The 15821-nt window shown below is 72.2% G+C and carries 11 protein-coding genes; 7 read left to right on the top strand and 4 right to left on the bottom strand.

Annotated elements, in window-relative coordinates:
• Nucleotides 1-55: 55 nt before the first annotated feature.
• A complete protein-coding gene (locus ACFUO4_RS04160; RefSeq protein WP_079308957.1) occupies nt 56-172 on the bottom strand; it encodes a SapB/AmfS family lanthipeptide in 117 nt (38 codons plus the stop codon).
• A 50-nt stretch (nt 173-222) separates the two neighbouring features.
• A complete protein-coding gene (lanKC, locus tag ACFUO4_RS04155) occupies nt 223-2829 on the bottom strand; it encodes a class III lanthionine synthetase LanKC (RefSeq protein ID WP_383479714.1) in 2607 nt (868 codons plus the stop codon).
• A 200-nt stretch (nt 2830-3029) separates the two neighbouring features.
• On the opposite strand from lanKC, the gene ACFUO4_RS04150 reads away from it, so the two are divergent.
• The 4 genes from ACFUO4_RS04150 to ACFUO4_RS04135 all read left to right on the top strand — a co-directional run bounded on the left by ACFUO4_RS04150 (nt 3030) and on the right by ACFUO4_RS04135 (nt 8531).
• The gene (locus tag ACFUO4_RS04150) at nt 3030-5477 is read left to right on the top strand and encodes a SpoIIE family protein phosphatase (protein WP_383479712.1); all 2448 of its coding nucleotides are present in this window, start codon (nt 3030-3032) and stop codon (nt 5475-5477) included.
• 141 nt (nt 5478-5618) lie between these two features.
• Nucleotides 5619-6686, top strand: coding sequence for a glucose-1-phosphate thymidylyltransferase (locus tag ACFUO4_RS04145; RefSeq protein WP_079308956.1), 1068 nt, complete (start codon nt 5619-5621; stop codon nt 6684-6686).
• The gene (rfbB, locus tag ACFUO4_RS04140) at nt 6683-7657 is read left to right on the top strand and encodes a dTDP-glucose 4,6-dehydratase (RefSeq protein WP_079308955.1); all 975 of its coding nucleotides are present in this window, start codon (nt 6683-6685) and stop codon (nt 7655-7657) included. The genes ACFUO4_RS04145 and rfbB overlap by 4 nt, the downstream gene beginning before the upstream one ends.
• Nucleotides 7658-7712: 55 nt before the next feature.
• The gene (locus tag ACFUO4_RS04135; RefSeq protein WP_383479709.1) at nt 7713-8531 is read left to right on the top strand and encodes a hypothetical protein; all 819 of its coding nucleotides are present in this window, start codon (nt 7713-7715) and stop codon (nt 8529-8531) included.
• 70 nt (nt 8532-8601) lie between these two features.
• Here ACFUO4_RS04135 and ACFUO4_RS04130 read toward each other — a convergent pair whose 3' ends face one another.
• The gene (locus ACFUO4_RS04130; RefSeq protein ID WP_383479707.1) at nt 8602-10557 is read right to left on the bottom strand and encodes a glycosyltransferase family 2 protein; all 1956 of its coding nucleotides are present in this window, start codon (nt 10555-10557) and stop codon (nt 8602-8604) included.
• A 159-nt stretch (nt 10558-10716) separates the two neighbouring features.
• On the opposite strand from ACFUO4_RS04130, the gene ACFUO4_RS04125 reads away from it, so the two are divergent.
• The gene (locus ACFUO4_RS04125) at nt 10717-11217 is read left to right on the top strand and encodes a metallophosphoesterase (protein WP_079308954.1); all 501 of its coding nucleotides are present in this window, start codon (nt 10717-10719) and stop codon (nt 11215-11217) included.
• A gap of 217 nt (nt 11218-11434) precedes the next feature.
• Nucleotides 11435-12355 carry an aminoglycoside phosphotransferase family protein gene (locus ACFUO4_RS04120; protein WP_383479705.1) on the top strand — a complete coding sequence of 307 codons (921 nt, stop codon included), beginning with the start codon at nt 11435-11437 and terminating at the stop codon, nt 12353-12355.
• 91 nt (nt 12356-12446) lie between these two features.
• Here the strand turns inward: ACFUO4_RS04120 and ACFUO4_RS04115 are convergent, their stop codons facing one another.
• Nucleotides 12447-13550, bottom strand: a complete 1104-nt coding sequence (locus ACFUO4_RS04115; protein ID WP_383479703.1) for an XdhC family protein — start codon at nt 13548-13550, stop codon at nt 12447-12449.
• A gap of 226 nt (nt 13551-13776) precedes the next feature.
• On the opposite strand from ACFUO4_RS04115, the gene ACFUO4_RS04110 reads away from it, so the two are divergent.
• Entirely contained in the window at nt 13777-15741 is a 1965-nt protein-coding gene (locus ACFUO4_RS04110; RefSeq protein ID WP_383479701.1) for a GTP-binding protein, read from the top strand.
• Nucleotides 15742-15821: the final 80 nt, after the last annotated feature.

Genomic DNA, 15821 nt, shown 5'->3' with positions numbered 1-15821 from the left:
GGCGGCCCCTCCCTCGCGGGAGCGGACCGCCCGGAGCCTCAGGCACCCGCGCTCGTCAGAGACAGAGCGTGATGCTCGCGGCGCTGACGCAGGACAGCAGGCTGAGGCTGCTGTTGCCGCCGCCGCCCGTCGTCTCGTCGGATTCCATGGTCTGCAGGTCGAGAAGTGCCATGTCGGTTTCCTCTCATCGGTGTTGTCGTCACCCGTGGGGACGGGGTCGGATCACGGCTCCGTCACTCGCGGAACCGCGCTGTGGGGCCGCCCGAGCGGCGGCAGGAAGGGCAGATGCGCATCCGCCCCGGCGTCGAGGGCCGCGCCGAGCGCGAGCAGACAGCCGGCCGTGCCGGTGCCCAGGTCCATCGACAGCCGCATCATCTGGTGTCCGGGGAAGGCCAGTTGGCCCTGGTAGGACATGGAGAACCAGCCGAGCCCGTCGATCTGCCCGGCGAGCCGGTCCCGGGCTCCGGGCGTGGCGGTACGGGCGAGATGCAGGATCAGCCCGGCCCGGCCCTGGAAGAGCCCTGGCTGTACGTAGAAGCGGAAGGTGGCTGCGGTGAGGATGCCGCCCCGGACGTCCGCCAACTCGCTCCCCGTGTGGGCGAGATGGTCGTCCAGCACCATGCCGATGCCCGCGCTGCCCTCGCCGAGGTACGGCAGCGTCCGCCAGCCCTCGTCGACCTCCAGCGACCCGTTGGGGTGCGTGACGCAGACGTCGAGGTCCCGCTGGAGCGCGGCTCCGGCCGCCTTCAACAGCCGTTCCTCACCGGTGCGTTCGTACTCCCGCAGCAGGAACAGCGCGGGCCCGCTCGCCCCGCGCAACAGCCCGGCCCGGCGCCGCCGGGTGCTGTCCGCGAGGGGTTCCTCGAGACGTCGTACGAGGATGTCGGCGGCCTCCGCGGCACGGTCCCGCAGCTCCGACTCGCAGGTGGTGCGGGCGAGTTCGGCGAGGACCAGGCCCAGGCCGGCCAGCCCGCCGTGCAGGTCGGAGGAGAGGTTCTGCCAGCGTTCGGCGAGGATCGAGCCGACCAGGTCGAGGGCCCGCTGCCGGTGGCCGAGCCGGTCCAGGACGTGGGCGACGCCCGCGAGCCCGTCGTACAGCCCGAGCGGGGTGCCCGTCGGCGGCGGCGCGGTGCGCGCCAGCAGCCAGCGTTCGCCCTCCTCGTACCGCTCGGCGCCGACCGCGTCCAGCGCGTACAGTACGCCGGCCGCGCCGTGCGCGAGGCCGAGTCCGCCGCCGTCGTTGAACTGGGTGATGTCGCCCGGGAAGAGCCGGTCGTCGCGCTCGGGGGTGGCCGAGGCGAGGATCGCCTTCACCATGGAGTCGCGGCTGTAGGGCCAGTCGGCGGGCTCGACGAAGGGTTTGACCAGTGCGGGCGCCGACGCCCCTGTGTTCCGGGTGATCTCCGCGACCGCCTCGTCCAGGAACTCCTTCGGTACGTCCGGGAACTGACGCAGGATCACCTCCGCCAGATGGGCCGCTTTGCCGCGGTCGACCACGAACAGCGTGGTGACCGGCAGGAACAGGGCGATCCGCAGACACGCCAGCGCGTAACGGTCGACGTCGGCGCCCGTGCGGTCGGGCGGGGCGAAGAAGCCGGGGTGCGCGACGACCTGGCGGCCCTGCTCGTCGATGGGCGCGGCGGCCTCGAAGTCGAGCAGGGAGACGGACTCCCCGTCGGGCCCGACCATGATGTTGAAGACGTGCAGGTCGTTGAAGACGATGCCGCGCGCGTGGATCGCCTCGACCGCCCGCTCGACACCGGCGTGGACGCGCAGTGCCCACGCGGTGTAGTCGGCCACCGCCTGCGGATCGGGGTCGGGGGTGAGCAGCGGGTGCCGCTCGGCGAAGAACGAGTTCAGCGGCCGCCCCTCGAGGAACTCCATGACCAGGAAGCGGTGGTCGCCGAGCGTGAACCAGTCCCGCACCTCCGGCACCACTCCGGTCCCCGCCAGCCGCTCCAGCGCGTACTTCTCGCGCTCCAGCCGGGCGATCGCGTCCGCCCCGTCCGCGGCGAGGCCCGCGTGCGGCCGGCCCTCCTTGAGGACGACCTTGCCGCCGTCCCGGGTGTCGGTGCCCGCGTAGACCCCGCCGCCGTTGGAGAAGTGCAGCGCCTTCTCGATGCGGTACGGCAGCTCTCCCACCGTCGTGGTGTTGCGCGCCGCCAGATGAGGGGCCAGGAAGGCCGGCAGCGTCACCCACTCCGGGACCTGGAAGGACGGCGCCCTGCGGTCCGGCACCAGGGCCCCCTCGCCGTCCCGCACCGCCGGCACCAGCGAGCCCCGCTCGTCGACCACGAACTGGCGTGCGAACGCCCCGTAGCGGACATAGAGCGGCCCCTCGCCCCAGCGCAGGTCGGTCAGGATGTACGGCCCCTCGAACCCCTCCAGGAGCCTGCCCAGCTCGCGCAGCACCGTGTGCAGCTGCTCCTCGTCGGCCGGGTACAGGGTCACGAACTTGCCGCTGCCGTCGCGGGGCGCGTACTTGGTGTTCCGCAGATGCAGCAGATGCGGTCCCGGCACGAACTTGAACGGGATGCGACGCGGCACGCAGTAGTCCCACACGACCTCCGCGATCCGCTCCGCGTTCGCCCGGGTGGCCGAGGCGTGGACCTTCCAGCCCTGCGCCGGACCGGCCACCGGCCGGCCGTCCGGGCCGAGCGGCGTCAGCGTCAGCCAGTCGCCGATGCGCGCCGCGTCCCAGCCGGCCGGCACCTCGCGCCGCGCCGCCTCGAACAGCGGAGCCGCCTCGCGCGCTCCCGCGGACAGCCGGTCCGGCGTGTCGTAGAAGTGCCGGTCGGCGAGCGCGTACACCTCGTACCGCTTGTCCATGCCTCCCCCTCCTTGGCCCGGAATAGAGCTTCCAGCGGGCAGGGCGGCCACGGACAGTCACCGGTGTCACGAGATCACCGTGCGGAACGCATGCGTAGAGACTTGTTCGGGGACTTTCGATCCCGACCCCGCGCCACCCCCCCCGCGGACACTCCACGGAACGGTCACAGGGGCTGCGCGCGTGCCTCATAAGCGCTGTAATGGCGGACGTGGTCAGTGAGGGAGCTGCGGGGCGCAGGACGAGAACGCTGCGTGCCGAAGTTGCCCTCAAAGCGCTCACGGCCGGTCCCGACTCCCCCGAACGGCTGCGGAGCGTCCTCGAACAGGTGCTCGTCTTTGCCGGGGCCTCGTTGGCCGCCGTGTACGCCCCGAGCGAGGACGGCGAGCTGCTCTGCCTGGTGGACGCGGCCGGGGTGCCCCGCACCCTGTACGGGCTGCGGGACGCCTATCCCCTGGGCGGCTGCTCCCCGGTGGCCGAGGCGCACCGCGGCGGCCGGCCGGCCTGGCTCGGCCCGGAGGAACTCGCCGAGTGCGCCGAGGCACGGCGCCTGCCGTCCCGGGACTTCCATCTGGCGGCCCTGCCCGCCCGCCGCGACGGCGGAGGCTGTCTCGTCGCCGTGAGCGAGCGCCCCGAGGGCTTCGACACCGACGACCGCAAGTGCCTGGAGCTCCTCGCCGACGCCGTGGCCTGCCCCGCCCCGGCCGCGGCCGCCGAGGGCGGGGAACTGCCCCCGGACGCGTTCAGCCTGGCCATGGACACCGGCCTCATCGAGGTCGGCGACGACATCCTGAACCTGTTCGCGCTGCGCAGGGAGGACTTCGACGGCCGCGTGGAGACCCTGCTGGCGCTCACCGTGCCCGAGGACCTGCCCAGCCTGATGTCCGTCACCGAGGCCGACCACATGTCCCTGGGCGACCGCGAGCTGGAGTTCCGGGCCCTGCAGCCCACCGGACCACCCAAGTGGCTCAGACTGCGCGGCCGGCTTCTGCCCGGCGGCGAGGGCCGCCCCGCCGGCCTCGTCGGCACCGTCGCCGACGCCTCCACCCTGCGCTCCGACGTCACCGACGTGGCCCGCGTCCAGCGCCTGGCCGCCGCCCTCGCCACCGCGGGCACCGTCCGCGACGTCAGCCAGGCCGTCGTCTCCGCCCTGCGCAAGCCGCTGCGCGCCGACCGGATCGCGCTGGCCGAGCTGGAGAACGACCGGCTCGTCGTCACCGTCCTCGACCCGCCCGACCCCGAGTCCTGGCCCGAGCTGTGGCGCCTGGAGTGGCGTACCGAGTGGCCCGACGCCCCCGTGCGCGCCATGCCCACCCTCGCCGCCGCCCTCAGCGAGGGCCGCGCCCAGATCTGGCCCGCCGGCACCGCCCTGGAGCCCGCCCTCGCCGAGGTCGGCCCCGGCGGCCTCGCCGTGCTGCCGCTGCCCGCCGCGGGACGCATGGCCGGCGCCTGCCTGATCGGCTGGGACACCCCGCACGAGTTCGGCCCCGACGAACGCGCCCTGCTCACCGCCTCCGCCGGGCTCGCCGGACAGGCCCTGATGCGCGCCCACGCCTTCGACGCCGAGCACGAACTCGTCGGCATGCTCCAGCGCCAGCTGCTGCCCCGCCGGCTGCCCAAGCTCCCCGGCGCGATCGCCGTCGCCCGCTACCTGCCGAGCACCGCCGGACTGGAGCTCGGCGGCGACTGGTACGACGTGATCCCGCTGCCCGACAACCACGTCGCCCTCGTCATCGGCGACGTCCAGGGCCACAGCGCCGGCGCCGCCACCCTCATGGGCCAGATGCGCACCGCCCTGCGCGCCTACGCCGTCGAGGGCCACCCCCCGGACGTCGTCGTCTCCCACGCCAACCGGCTCCTGACGGACATGGAGACCGACCTCTTCGCCACCTGCGCCTACGTCGACCTCGACATGGAGGAGGGCTCCGCCTGGTGCGTCCGGGCCGGCCACCTCCCGCCGGTGCTGCGGCACCCGGACGGCACGACCGAGATCGCCGAGACCGAGGGCGGCCCGCCGCTCGGCGTGGTCGCCCAGGCGGACTTCCCGATGACGCCGCTGCGGCTGCGGCCCGGCACCGTGATCGCCCTGGCCACCGACGGCCTGGTGGAGTCCGCCGACGCCGACATCGACGAGGGCATGGACCGCCTCGCGCACGGCCTGTCCGCCTCCGACCCGGCCCACCTCGGCCTCGTCGCCGACGCCCTGCTCGGCAACGCCCGGCGCAGCGACGACGTCGCCCTGCTCCTCGTGCGCTACGACGGAATGGCCTCGCACCCGCTGCGCGAGAACTGGACGGTGTGGCGGGTCCCCCAGGCCGTCGGCCACGCCCGCCGCTTCACCCGGCGCACCCTGCGCTCCTGGAACGTGCCCGAGGACGCCCAGGACGCCGTCCTGCTCATCGTCTCCGAACTCGTCACCAACGCCCTCGTGCACACCGACGGCCGGGTCCGCCTCGACCTCACCCTCGTCAACCACCGGCTGCGCGTCGCCGTCGCCGACGCCTCGCCCCGCACCCCGGTCAAGCCGACCAGCATCGGGTGGGAGGCCACCGGCGGCCGCGGCATCCTGCTGGTCGAGGCCATGTCGGCGGCGTGGGGGAGCCTGCCGGTCAGCGGCGGCAAGCAGGTGTGGAGCGAGGTCACTTTCTGACCACTCGTACGAGTGCACCATGAACCGATCGCGCACGGCGCCGGCCGCTCGAAGCCACCCCGTGCCACCTCGGCCTTTGCGTAGCATGCAAGCCACGCCGCGCACGGTCGGCAACGGGTGAACGGGACTAAGGTGAACCAGATGAAGGCTCTAGTCCTCTCTGGCGGTGCCGGTACCCGCTTGCGGCCGATCACCCACACCTCGGCCAAGCAGCTCGTTCCCGTGGCGAACAAGCCCGTCCTGTTCTACGGCCTGGAGTCCATCGCGGCCGCCGGGATCACCGAGGTCGGCATGATCGTCGGGGACACGGCCGCCGAGATCGAGGAAGCGGTCGGCGACGGCTCGAAGTTCGGCCTGCAGGTCACCTACATCCCCCAGGAGCGCCCCCTCGGCCTCGCCCACGCGGTGCTGATCGCCCGGGAGTTCCTCGGCGACGACGACTTCGTGATGTACCTCGGCGACAACTTCATCGTCGGCGGCATCGCCGCCCTCGTCGACGGGTTCCGCGCCCACCGCCCCGACGCGCAGATCCTCCTCACCCACGTCCCCGACCCGCGCGCCTTCGGTGTCGCCGAGCTCGACGCCGCGGGCCAGGTGATCGGCCTGGAGGAGAAGCCCGAGACCCCCAAGAGCGATCTCGCCCTGGTCGGCGTCTACCTGTTCACGCCCGTGATCCACGACGCGGTCCGGGCCATCGCCCCGTCCTGGCGCGGCGAGCTGGAGATCACCCACGCCATCCAGCACCTCATCGACGCACGCGCCGACGTCCGCTCCACGGTGATCAGGGGCTACTGGAAGGACACCGGCAACGTCACCGACATGCTGGAGGTCAACCGCACCGTCCTGGAGACCGTCGCGCACCGCATCGACGGCGAGGTGGACGAGCGCTGCGAACTCGTCGGCCGGGTCGTCGTCGAAGAAGGCGCGCGGATCGTCAACTCCCGCATCGTCGGACCCGTGATCATCGGCTCCGGCACCGTCGTCGAGGACTCCTACGTCGGCCCCTTCACCTCGGTCGCCGAGAACTGCCGGGTCACCGACAGCGAGTTGGAGTTCTCCATCGTGCTGCGGGACTCCTCGATCCGGGGCGTGGGGCGTATAGAGTCCTCCCTCATCGGCCGGCACGTCGAGGTGACCCCGACGACCGGTATGCCCGCTGCCCACCGTCTAGTGCTCGGAGACCACAGCAAGGTGCAGATCCGTTCATGAACCTCCTCGTCACCGGCGGCGCCGGCTTCATCGGCTCCCAGTACGTGCGCAGGCTCCTGGCCTCGGCGGACTCCGACGCGTCCCGGATCACCGTGCTGGACAAGCTCACCTACGCCGGCACCCTGGACAACCTCGAACTCGAGCATCCCCGGCTGGAGTTCGTGCAGGGCGACATCCGGGACGCGGAGCTGGTCGACAAGCTGATGGCCGACGCGGACCAGGTCGTGCACTTCGCCGCCGAGTCCCATGTGGACCGCTCGATCGCCGGCGCCGCCGACTTCGTGCTCACCAACGTGGTCGGCACCCAGACCCTGCTGGACGCCGCTCTGAGGCACGGCACCGGCCCGTTCGTGCACGTCTCCACCGACGAGGTCTACGGCTCCATCGACGAGGGCTCCTGGCCCGAGACCCACCCGCTCGCGCCGAACTCGCCGTACTCCGCCTCCAAGGCCTCCTCCGACCTGCTCGCCCTGGCCTACCACCGCACCCACGGCCTGGACGTCCGCGTCACCCGCTGCTCCAACAACTACGGGCCGCGCCAGTTCCCGGAGAAGGTGATCCCGCTCTTCATCACCCACCTCCTCGACGGCAGGAACGTCCCGCTGTACGGCGACGGCCGCAACGTCCGCGACTGGCTGCACGTCGACGACCACTGCCAGGGCGTCGACCTCGTCCGCACCGCGGGCCGGGCCGGCGAGGTCTACAACATCGGCGGCGGCACCGAACTGAGCAACAAGGAACTCACCGGGCTGCTGCTCCAGGCATGCGGCGCCGGCTGGGACATGGTCGAGTACGTCGAGGACCGCAAGGGCCACGACCTGCGCTACTCCGTCGACTGGGCCAAGATCCGCACCGAACTCGGCTACGCTCCCCGGCACGACTTCGCCACCGGCCTCGCCGACACCGTCGCCTGGTACCGCGCCCACCGCACCTGGTGGGAGCCGCTCAAGCGACGCATCACCCCTCACTAAGCACGGTCCGACCGTGGGCCCGACAGCCGGCCCCAGGAAAGGAATACGTCGAGCTATGTCGATCAGAACAACTGTGAAGAACGTGTTGGGTGACAAGAACGTGCGTGTCGTGCGCCAGTTGAAGCGACGTATCTCCGGTCAGCCGCCCCAGCCGGTCAAGAAGAAGCCCACCGGCATCGACGCCATCTCCCACGACCTCAACAAACTCGCCGTGCACTTCAAGACGGACAAGTGGGGCGCGCACCGCTACACCCAGCACTACCAGAAGCACCTCCAGCACCTGAAGAACGAGGAGTTCAACCTGCTGGAGATCGGTATCGGCGGCTACAACCGGCCCGGTCAGGGCGGCGCCTCGCTGCGCATGTGGAAGGCGTTCTTCCCGAAGGCGCAGATCTTCGGCATGGACATCCAGGACAAGTCCCATGTCGACGAGGACCGCATCACGACGTTCATCGGCGACCAGTCCGACCCCTCGTCGCTGAACGCCGTCGCCGACAAGATCGGGGACCTCGACGTCATCATCGACGACGGCAGCCACCGTCCCCCGCACGTCCTCACCACGTTCGCCACGCTCTTCCCGCGCCTCAAGGACGGCGGCATCTACGTCGTCGAAGACACCCAGTCGTCGTACTGGCCCGAGTGGATGGGCAGCGAGGACCTCGACGACCCCAACACCAGCATGGCGATGCTCAAGCGGCTGGCGGACGGGCTCAACTACGAGGAGTTCGTGGACGAGCACTACCAGCCCAGCTACACGGACCTCAACGTCGTGGGCGTGCACTTCTACCACAACCTGGTGATCATCGAGAAGGGCAAGAACGCCGAGGGCACCAACAAGCGCAGTGCGCTGAAGGCGCGTTACGCCAAGAAGTGATCCCGGTCCCGGACAGCACATGAGCGCGGCCCCCATGAACTCCATGGGGGCCGCGCTCGGTCGCTGTCGCCTACTTGCCGCGGTTCCTGACCCGGTGGGCCGCCCCGCGCAGCACCCTGCCCAGGGCGCGCCGGACCTTGCGGGCCAGCCGCTGCGCGCCGCCGTGGCCGGGCGCGGCCACCGGACGGACGGTGTCCCCGGAGACGCGCAGGGCGAGCGGCAGCACGAGGAAGCGCGGCTCGGGCGCGTTCGGCACCGGGCTCAGCGCCACCCGCCACCGGGCGCCGCTCAGCTCGGCGAGCGGCAGATCGGCCTCCAGCACCGACCCCAGCCGCTCGTCCGCGGCGGGGGAGAGGGTGCCCGGCACATCGACGATCCCGGCCGCGCCGAGCCGCAGCAGGACCTTGGTCTCCTCGGCCACCTGGAACGGCACGGCCGTGCTGATCCGGGCGCCGTCGACGGCGACGGTGCCCGGCGTGACCCGGTCGAGGCCCAGCCGCTTGGTGGCCCGGTCCACGTCGAGGGCGAAGTTGCCGTGCGGATGGGTCCAGTACGGCAGGACCACGCGCCCGCCGCCCAGACCGGCCTGCGGCCGGGGCCGGTTCCCGTCCGGGGCCGGACCCAGCCGGCACTCCTTGGTCCAGCCGCCGAGCCGGACCCGCACGAACGCGTCCCACAGACCGTCGTCCGGCGCCGCCCCGCCCGCCGCCGTGGCGGGATCGACGGAAGCCGTCGCCCGCAGCACCAGCCGCACGCGGTCACCGCCCCGGTCGGACACCGTCTCCCGGACGACCCGCACGGGCTGGAAGTGCTGGGCGGCGCTGGTCCGTTCCCGCAGCAGCAGATCGCCCGCGGCCTTGTCGAAGCGGGCCACGGAGTCGGCGCACACCCAGGCGACCGCCTCGGCCGCGTCCAGCGGCGGCGCGTCCGTCGCCAGGGCGCCCTGCGCGGGGAACCGCATCGGCTCGCCGCCCGAGGTGAACTCGGCGCTCAGCGAGACCTCCAGCACCCCGTCCCGCCACTCGACGCCCTCCGGAACGGCCTTCAGGGCGATCCCGGCCTCCCACTCGGCGAACGCCACGAGGTCGTCGTAGCGGTCGGCGGTGATCAGCGCGGCCACCACCCGCTGGGCGGGCGGCAGACCGGCCGCGACACCGGGCCCGAAGCGGTCGACGACGGTCGAGTGGATCTCCGCGAACAGGGCCCGGCGGTAGTCCTCGGGCAGCCCGAGCAGACGCCGGCCGCGCATCCGCTCGACCATCTCGTTGCGCAGCCAGCGCCGGAAGAGGCGGTCGCGCAGATCGCCCGGCTTGGTGTAGGTCTCGACGACGTCGAGGGCCTCCCGCAGGTTCTTGAAGTACCCGGCCGGTTCGAACTGCTGGAAACCGGCGTTGGAGGCGTCGTCCCGGCGTACGTGGTAGTAGCAGACGTAGTCGCTGAGCACGGACACGTTGTCCGCGCGCAGATACGCCTCGGCGATGAAGACATGGTCCTCGAGCCGCCGCCGGCCCTCCGGGAAGCGCAGGCCGATGTCGTCCAGGAAGGCCCGGCGGAACATCTTGTGCGGGGTGAGGCTGTCGATCAGCGGCGCGTTCTCGACGCTCGCGTGCGGGCGGTTGCGGCGGAACAGCTCGACGGGCACGGGACGGCCCTTGCCGGCCATCTTGCCCACGATCACATCGGCGCCGTTCGCCACGCCGTAGTCGTACATCCGCTCCAGGGCCTCGTCGCCGAGGTAGTCGTCGTTGTCGACGAACATCACGAACTCGCCCCGGGCGGCCTCGATCCCGACGTTGCGGGGCTTGCCGGACCAGCCGGAGTTCTCCTGGTGGATGACTCGGACGCGTGGGTCCTCGGCAGCGAGCTCATCGAGCCGGCCGGGCGTTGAGTCGGTGGAACCGTCGTCGACGAAGATCACTTCGTACTCGTCGGGAGGCAGTGACTGCCTCTTCAGAGACGCGATGCAGTCCTCGATGTAGACCCCGGGGTTGTACACGGGGACGACGACGCTGACCTTGACCGGCATGAGGCTCGGTCCCCCTTGGGTCGCTTGTCGTTTCTGTCATGGTGCGGTGCTTGTGGCCAGATGCTAACCCGACGCCGTAGTGGTTGATGTTGCGACCACCGCTCGGATCGCATACCGATCGTGTCAAGGTTGACGATCTTCCCCGGATAGTCTGACCGCGTGCGTCTGCTTCTTCTGTCCGACACCCATCTGCCCAAGCGCGCCAAGCAGCTCCCGGCCCCGCTGCTGGCCGAACTCCCGCGCGCCGACGTGGTGTTCCACGCGGGCGACTGGGTCGACACGGCCACCCTGGACCTGCTGGAGCAGCTCAGCCGCCGCCTCGTGGGCGTCCACGGCAACAACGACGGACCGGACCTGCGGGCCCGGCTGCCGGAGGTCGCGTACGCCGAACTCGGCGGCCTGCGCTTCGCGGTGGTCCACGAGACCGGCCCCGCGCAGGGCCGCGAGGCACGCTGTGCCGCCCGGTTCCCCGACGCCGACGTGCTGGTCTTCGGACACAGCCACATCCCCTGGGACACCACCGCCCCGACCGGGCTGCGGCTGCTCAACCCTGGCTCCCCGACGGACCGGCGGCGTCAACCGCACTGCACGTACATGACGGCGACCGTCGAGGACGGCCGCCTGGACGATGTGCTGCTGCACCGGCTGCCTCCGCGGTAGCCGGACGTGGCACCTCACGGGGATCCGGGCCGCTCCATGTGTCCGGAGGCGGCCCGGGCGCTGCGTGTGTGCGCTGTCACGGACCTCCTTCCACGAAGAGGTGTGCCGAAGAGGCTGCGCATCGCCTGCACGTCCTCTTCCGTTGCGCGCCGCCTACCCAGGGGAGCGGGTCTCAACCCCCTAATTCGTTGGACGCCGCCGCCGTCGCCCCGCTGAGATGGACGGCGTGCTGATCGACACCACGCTCGTACGCCGTCTGCTGACCGCCCAGTTCCCGCAATGGGCCCACCTCCCGCTCACCCCGGTGCCGCAGTCCGGCATGGACAACGCGACCTTCCGGCTCGGCGACGAACTGTCCGTACGGCTGCCGCGCTACTCCCACTGGGCCGGGCAGGTGGCCCGCGAGCACCGCTGGCTGCCCCGGCTGGCTCCCCATCTGCCCCTGACCGTGTCCGAACCGCTGGAGATCGGCGAACCGGGCGAGGGCTACCCCTACCCCTGGTCGGTGTACCGCTGGCTGGACGGCGAGACGGCGACCACCGAGGCGCTCGCCGACCCGGTGCGGGCCGCGCTGGACCTGGCCGGGTTCGTCAACGCCCTCCAGGCCGTCGACGCGACCGGCGGTCCCGGTCCCGAGCAGAGCAACGCCTTCCGCGGCGTCCCCCTGGGCGACCCGCGCGACTCACTGGCCGCCGAGGCGCGCGTCCGGCCCAAGCTGGCGGCGCTGGCGGGCACGGGCATGGTCGACATCGACGCCGTGACGGAGGTGTGGGAGGCGGCCCTCGCCGCGCCCGCCTGGCACAAGCCGCCGGTGTGGATCCACGGTGATCTGGCGACGGGCAATCTGCTGATGCGGGACGGCCGGTTGAGTGCCGTCATCGACTTCGGGACGCTCGCCGTCGCCGACCCGGCGGTCGACCTCCAGCCCGCGTGGATGTTCCTGCCGCCGCGGGGCCGCGACGCCTTCCGCGAGGCGGTCGACGCCGACGACGCGACCTGGGCGCGGGCCCGGGGCTGGGCACTGGCCGGGTCGCTGCCGGTCCCGGACGACCCGTTCTTCCAGCAGGACCCGGCGCGGGTGACGGCGGCCCTCGCTCACCTGGAGCAGGTCGTCGAGGATCACCGGCGCTACGGGTGAGGCGCGGGCGGCGCTGCGGTTCGGTGCCGCCGCCGTACCCGCAGCGCCACGACGACCGCCGCGAGGGCGACCACCCGCACGGCTTCCTGCGTCAGGTCGCCTCGGGATGGATGGCGCCCGCGGTCGCCGTCAGCGGGGTGCCCGTGCCGCCCCACCGCAGCGCGACGATCTCGGCGGCGACGGAGACGGCCACCTCCTCGGGTGTACGGGCGCCGAGGTCGAGCCCCACCGGGGAGCGCAGCCGGGACAGCTCACGGCCGGTCAGTCCGCCGTCGACCAGCCGCTGCGTCCGGTCCTCGTGGGTACGCCGGCTGCCCATCGCGCCGATGTACGCGGCGGGCCGGCGCAGCGCCTCCTGGAGCAGCGGGACGTCGAACTTGGGGTCGTGGGTGAGGACGCAGATCACGGTGCGTTCGTCGGTGTCGGTGCCCTGGAGGTAGCGGTGCGGCCAGTCCACGACGACCTCCACGCCCGGCGGGAAGCGCTTGGGGGTGGCGAAGACCGGGCGGGCGTCGCAGACCGTGACCCGGTAGCCGAGGAAGTCGCCGATCCGGGCGACGGCCGCGGCGTAGTCGATGGCGCCGAAGACCAGCATCCGCGGGGGCGGGGCGAAGGAGTGCAGGAAGACACTCACCGCGTCCTCCCGGCGCTCGCCGCGCGGACCGTAGTGCCGCAGGCCCGTCGCCCCGAGGGCGAGTTCACCGCGCGCGTCGGCGGTGACCGCCGCGTCCAGGCCGGTCGCCCCCAGACTTCCGGCGACCCGGTCCGGCCACACGGCGAGGGTCGCGCCGCGCGGGGCGGGCCCGTCGGTGACCGTCGCGACGGTCACCGGCCGCCCCGCGGCCACGGTCTCGGCCACCTCGCCGAACGCCGGGTCCAGCGCGGGCGTGACGGGCCGCACCAGCAGCGTGATCTCGCCGCCGCAGGTGAGCCCGACCGCGAAGGCGTCCTCGTCGCTGTACCCGAAGGTCTGGAGCTGCGCCTCCCCGCTCGTCACCACCTCCTGCGCCAGCTCGAACACGGCCCCCTCGACACATCCCCCGGACACACTGCCGACGACCTCGTCCCCGGGCCCGACCGCCATGGCCGCGCCCGGATCACGCGGCGCGCTGCGGCTCACCGCGACGACGGTCGCCAGCCCGAACGGCGCTCCCGCCGCGTACCAGGCGCTCAGCGCCGGGAGAATCTCACGCACGATCCGCTCCTCTCACGACCGCCGCAAGCGTCGCATCCGGGTCCCCGGCAGCTCCGTATCGCCACACTCCAGACGGGGGTGGGGCGTTAATCCGTTGCCGCCCCGCGCGCCGATCTGCTGCACTGCAAGGGCCCCGTCGACCACCGATGAAGGAGAGCAGTAGTGCGCACTGCACGCATGTCCACCCAAGAAGGAATGACCCCCTCTTCGAAGGACATGACGCTTCGTGCACTTGCTCAACCTCGGGATTCTCGCCCATGTCGACGCCGGTAAGACCAGCCTGACCGAGCGGCTGCTGCACTCGGTCGGAGTGATCGACGAGATCGGCAGCGTCGACGCCGGCAGTACGCAGACCGACTCCCTCGCGCTGGAGCGCCGGCGCGGTATCACCATCAAGTCGGCCGTCGTCTCGTTCGCGGTCGACGACATCACCGTCAACCTCATCGACACCCCCGGCCACCCCGACTTCATCGCCGAGGTGGAGCGGGTCCTCGGCGTGCTCGACGGGGTCGTGCTGGTCGTCTCGGCCGTCGAGGGCGTCCAGGCCCAGACCCGCGTCCTGATGCGGACGCTCCAGCGGCTGCGCATCCCCACGCTGATCTTCGTCAACAAGATCGACCGCCGCGGGGCACGCCACGACGGTGTCCTCGACGCCCTCGCCGAGCGGCTCACGCCCGCGATCGTGCCGATGGGGCGAGTCGTGGACCCCGGCACGCGGGACGCGGCGTTCGTGGCCGGCGCGGTGGCGCCCGACGTCCTCGCCGACCACGACGACGAGTTGCTCGCCGCGTACGTCGACGGGACGCTCGCGGACGAGCGGTTGCGGTCCGCTCTCGTCGCCCAGACCCGGCAGGCCCTCGTCCACCCGGTGTATTTCGGCTCGGCCGTCACCGGCGCCGGAGTGCCCGAACTGATCGGCGGGATCAAGGAGTTGCTGCCCGCCGCCGACGGCGACCCCGAAGGGCCCGTCTCCGGCAGCGTGTTCAAGGTCGAGCGGGGCCCGGCGGGGGAGAAGGTCGCGTACGCGCGGCTGTTCTCCGGCACCCTGCGCACCCGTGACCGTGTGCCCTTCGGTCCCCGGCGCGAGGAGGGCCGGGTCACCGCGGTCAGCGTCTTCGACCACGGCACCGACGTCCGCGCGGACGCGGTCTCGGCGGGCCGGATCGCGCGGCTGTGGGGGCTGGGGAACATCCGCATCGGCGACACGATCGGCGAACCCCGCAAACAGCACGGCCACTTCTTCTCCCCGCCCACCCTGGAGACCGTCGTCGTCCCCGGCCCGGGCACCGACCGCAGGGCCCTGCACCTGGCCCTCACCCGGCTCGCCGAGCAGGACCCGCTGATCGACCTGCGCCACGACGAGGTACGCCAGGAGCTGTCGGTCTCCCTCTACGGCGAGGTCCAGAAGGAGGTCATCGAGGCCACCCTCGCCGAGGAGTTCGGGCTCGCCGTCGGCTTCCGGGAGACCACGCCGCTGTGCATCGAACGCCCGGCGGGGACGGGCGCCGCCGCCGAGTTCATCAAGAAGGACGCCAACCCCTTCCTCGCCACGGTCGGTCTGCGCGTCGACCCGGCCCCGCCCGGCACCGGCGTCACCTTCGGCCTGGCGGTGGAGCTGGGCGCGATGCCGTACGCGTTCTTCCGGGCGGTCGAGGACACCGTCCGCGAGACCCTCGCCCAGGGGTTGCACGGCTGGCAGGTCGCCGACTGCGCGGTCACCATGACCCACTCCGGCTACTGGCCCCGGCAGAGCCACGCCCACCAGGGCTTCGACAAGAGCATGTCCAGTACCGGCGCCGACTTCCGCGGCCTGACCCCGCTGGTCCTCGCCGAGGCGCTGCGGCGGGCGGGCACGCGGGTGTACGAGCCGATGCACCGCTTCCGGCTGGAGGCCCCGGCGGACACGCTGGGCGCCCTGCTGCCGGTGCTGTCCGCGGCGCGCGCGGTGCCGGAGACCACCCGGACGCGGGGTGCGCTGTGCGTGCTGGAGGGCGTGGTTCCGGCGGCCCGGGTGCACGGCCTCGAACAGCGGCTGCCCGGGCTGACCCGCGGCGAGGCCGAGTGGGAGAGCGGCTTCGAGGACTACGCGCCGGTGGCGGGCGGGGACGACGTCCCCGAGCGTCCGCGGACCGACCTCAACCCCCTCAACCGCAAGGAGTACCTGCTGAACGTAACAGGCCGAAGGGGTTAGTGGGGTCAAAGAGCCGAGAAAACCTGAGACTTACTCATGAGTCAGAAGGTATTGACGGTGTCCTGATATCACCGGACTGT

This window comes from Streptomyces sp. NPDC057280, from assembly GCF_042668605.1.
In the GTDB taxonomy this organism is placed as follows: Bacteria; Actinomycetota; Actinomycetes; order Streptomycetales; family Streptomycetaceae; genus Streptomyces.
The sequence above is the reverse complement of the archived record's forward strand: the minus strand, read 5'-3'. Positions and strand labels throughout refer to the sequence as shown.

Excerpts from the sequence above, each read along its gene's own strand:
- ACFUO4_RS04160 (WP_079308957.1), bottom strand. The coding sequence starts at position 172 with ATGGCACTTCTCGACCTGCAGACCATGGAATCCGACGAGACGACGGGC.
- lanKC (WP_383479714.1), bottom strand. The coding sequence starts at position 2,829 with ATGGACAAGCGGTACGAGGTGTACGCGCTCGCCGACCGGCACTTCTAC.
- ACFUO4_RS04150 (WP_383479712.1), top strand. The coding sequence starts at position 3,030 with ATGGCGGACGTGGTCAGTGAGGGAGCTGCGGGGCGCAGGACGAGAACG.
- ACFUO4_RS04145 (WP_079308956.1), top strand. The coding sequence starts at position 5,619 with ATGAAGGCTCTAGTCCTCTCTGGCGGTGCCGGTACCCGCTTGCGGCCG.
- rfbB (WP_079308955.1), top strand. The coding sequence starts at position 6,683 with ATGAACCTCCTCGTCACCGGCGGCGCCGGCTTCATCGGCTCCCAGTAC.
- ACFUO4_RS04135 (WP_383479709.1), top strand. The coding sequence starts at position 7,713 with ATGTCGATCAGAACAACTGTGAAGAACGTGTTGGGTGACAAGAACGTG.
- ACFUO4_RS04130 (WP_383479707.1), bottom strand. The coding sequence starts at position 10,557 with ATGCCGGTCAAGGTCAGCGTCGTCGTCCCCGTGTACAACCCCGGGGTC.
- ACFUO4_RS04120 (WP_383479705.1), top strand. The coding sequence starts at position 11,435 with ATGGACGGCGTGCTGATCGACACCACGCTCGTACGCCGTCTGCTGACC.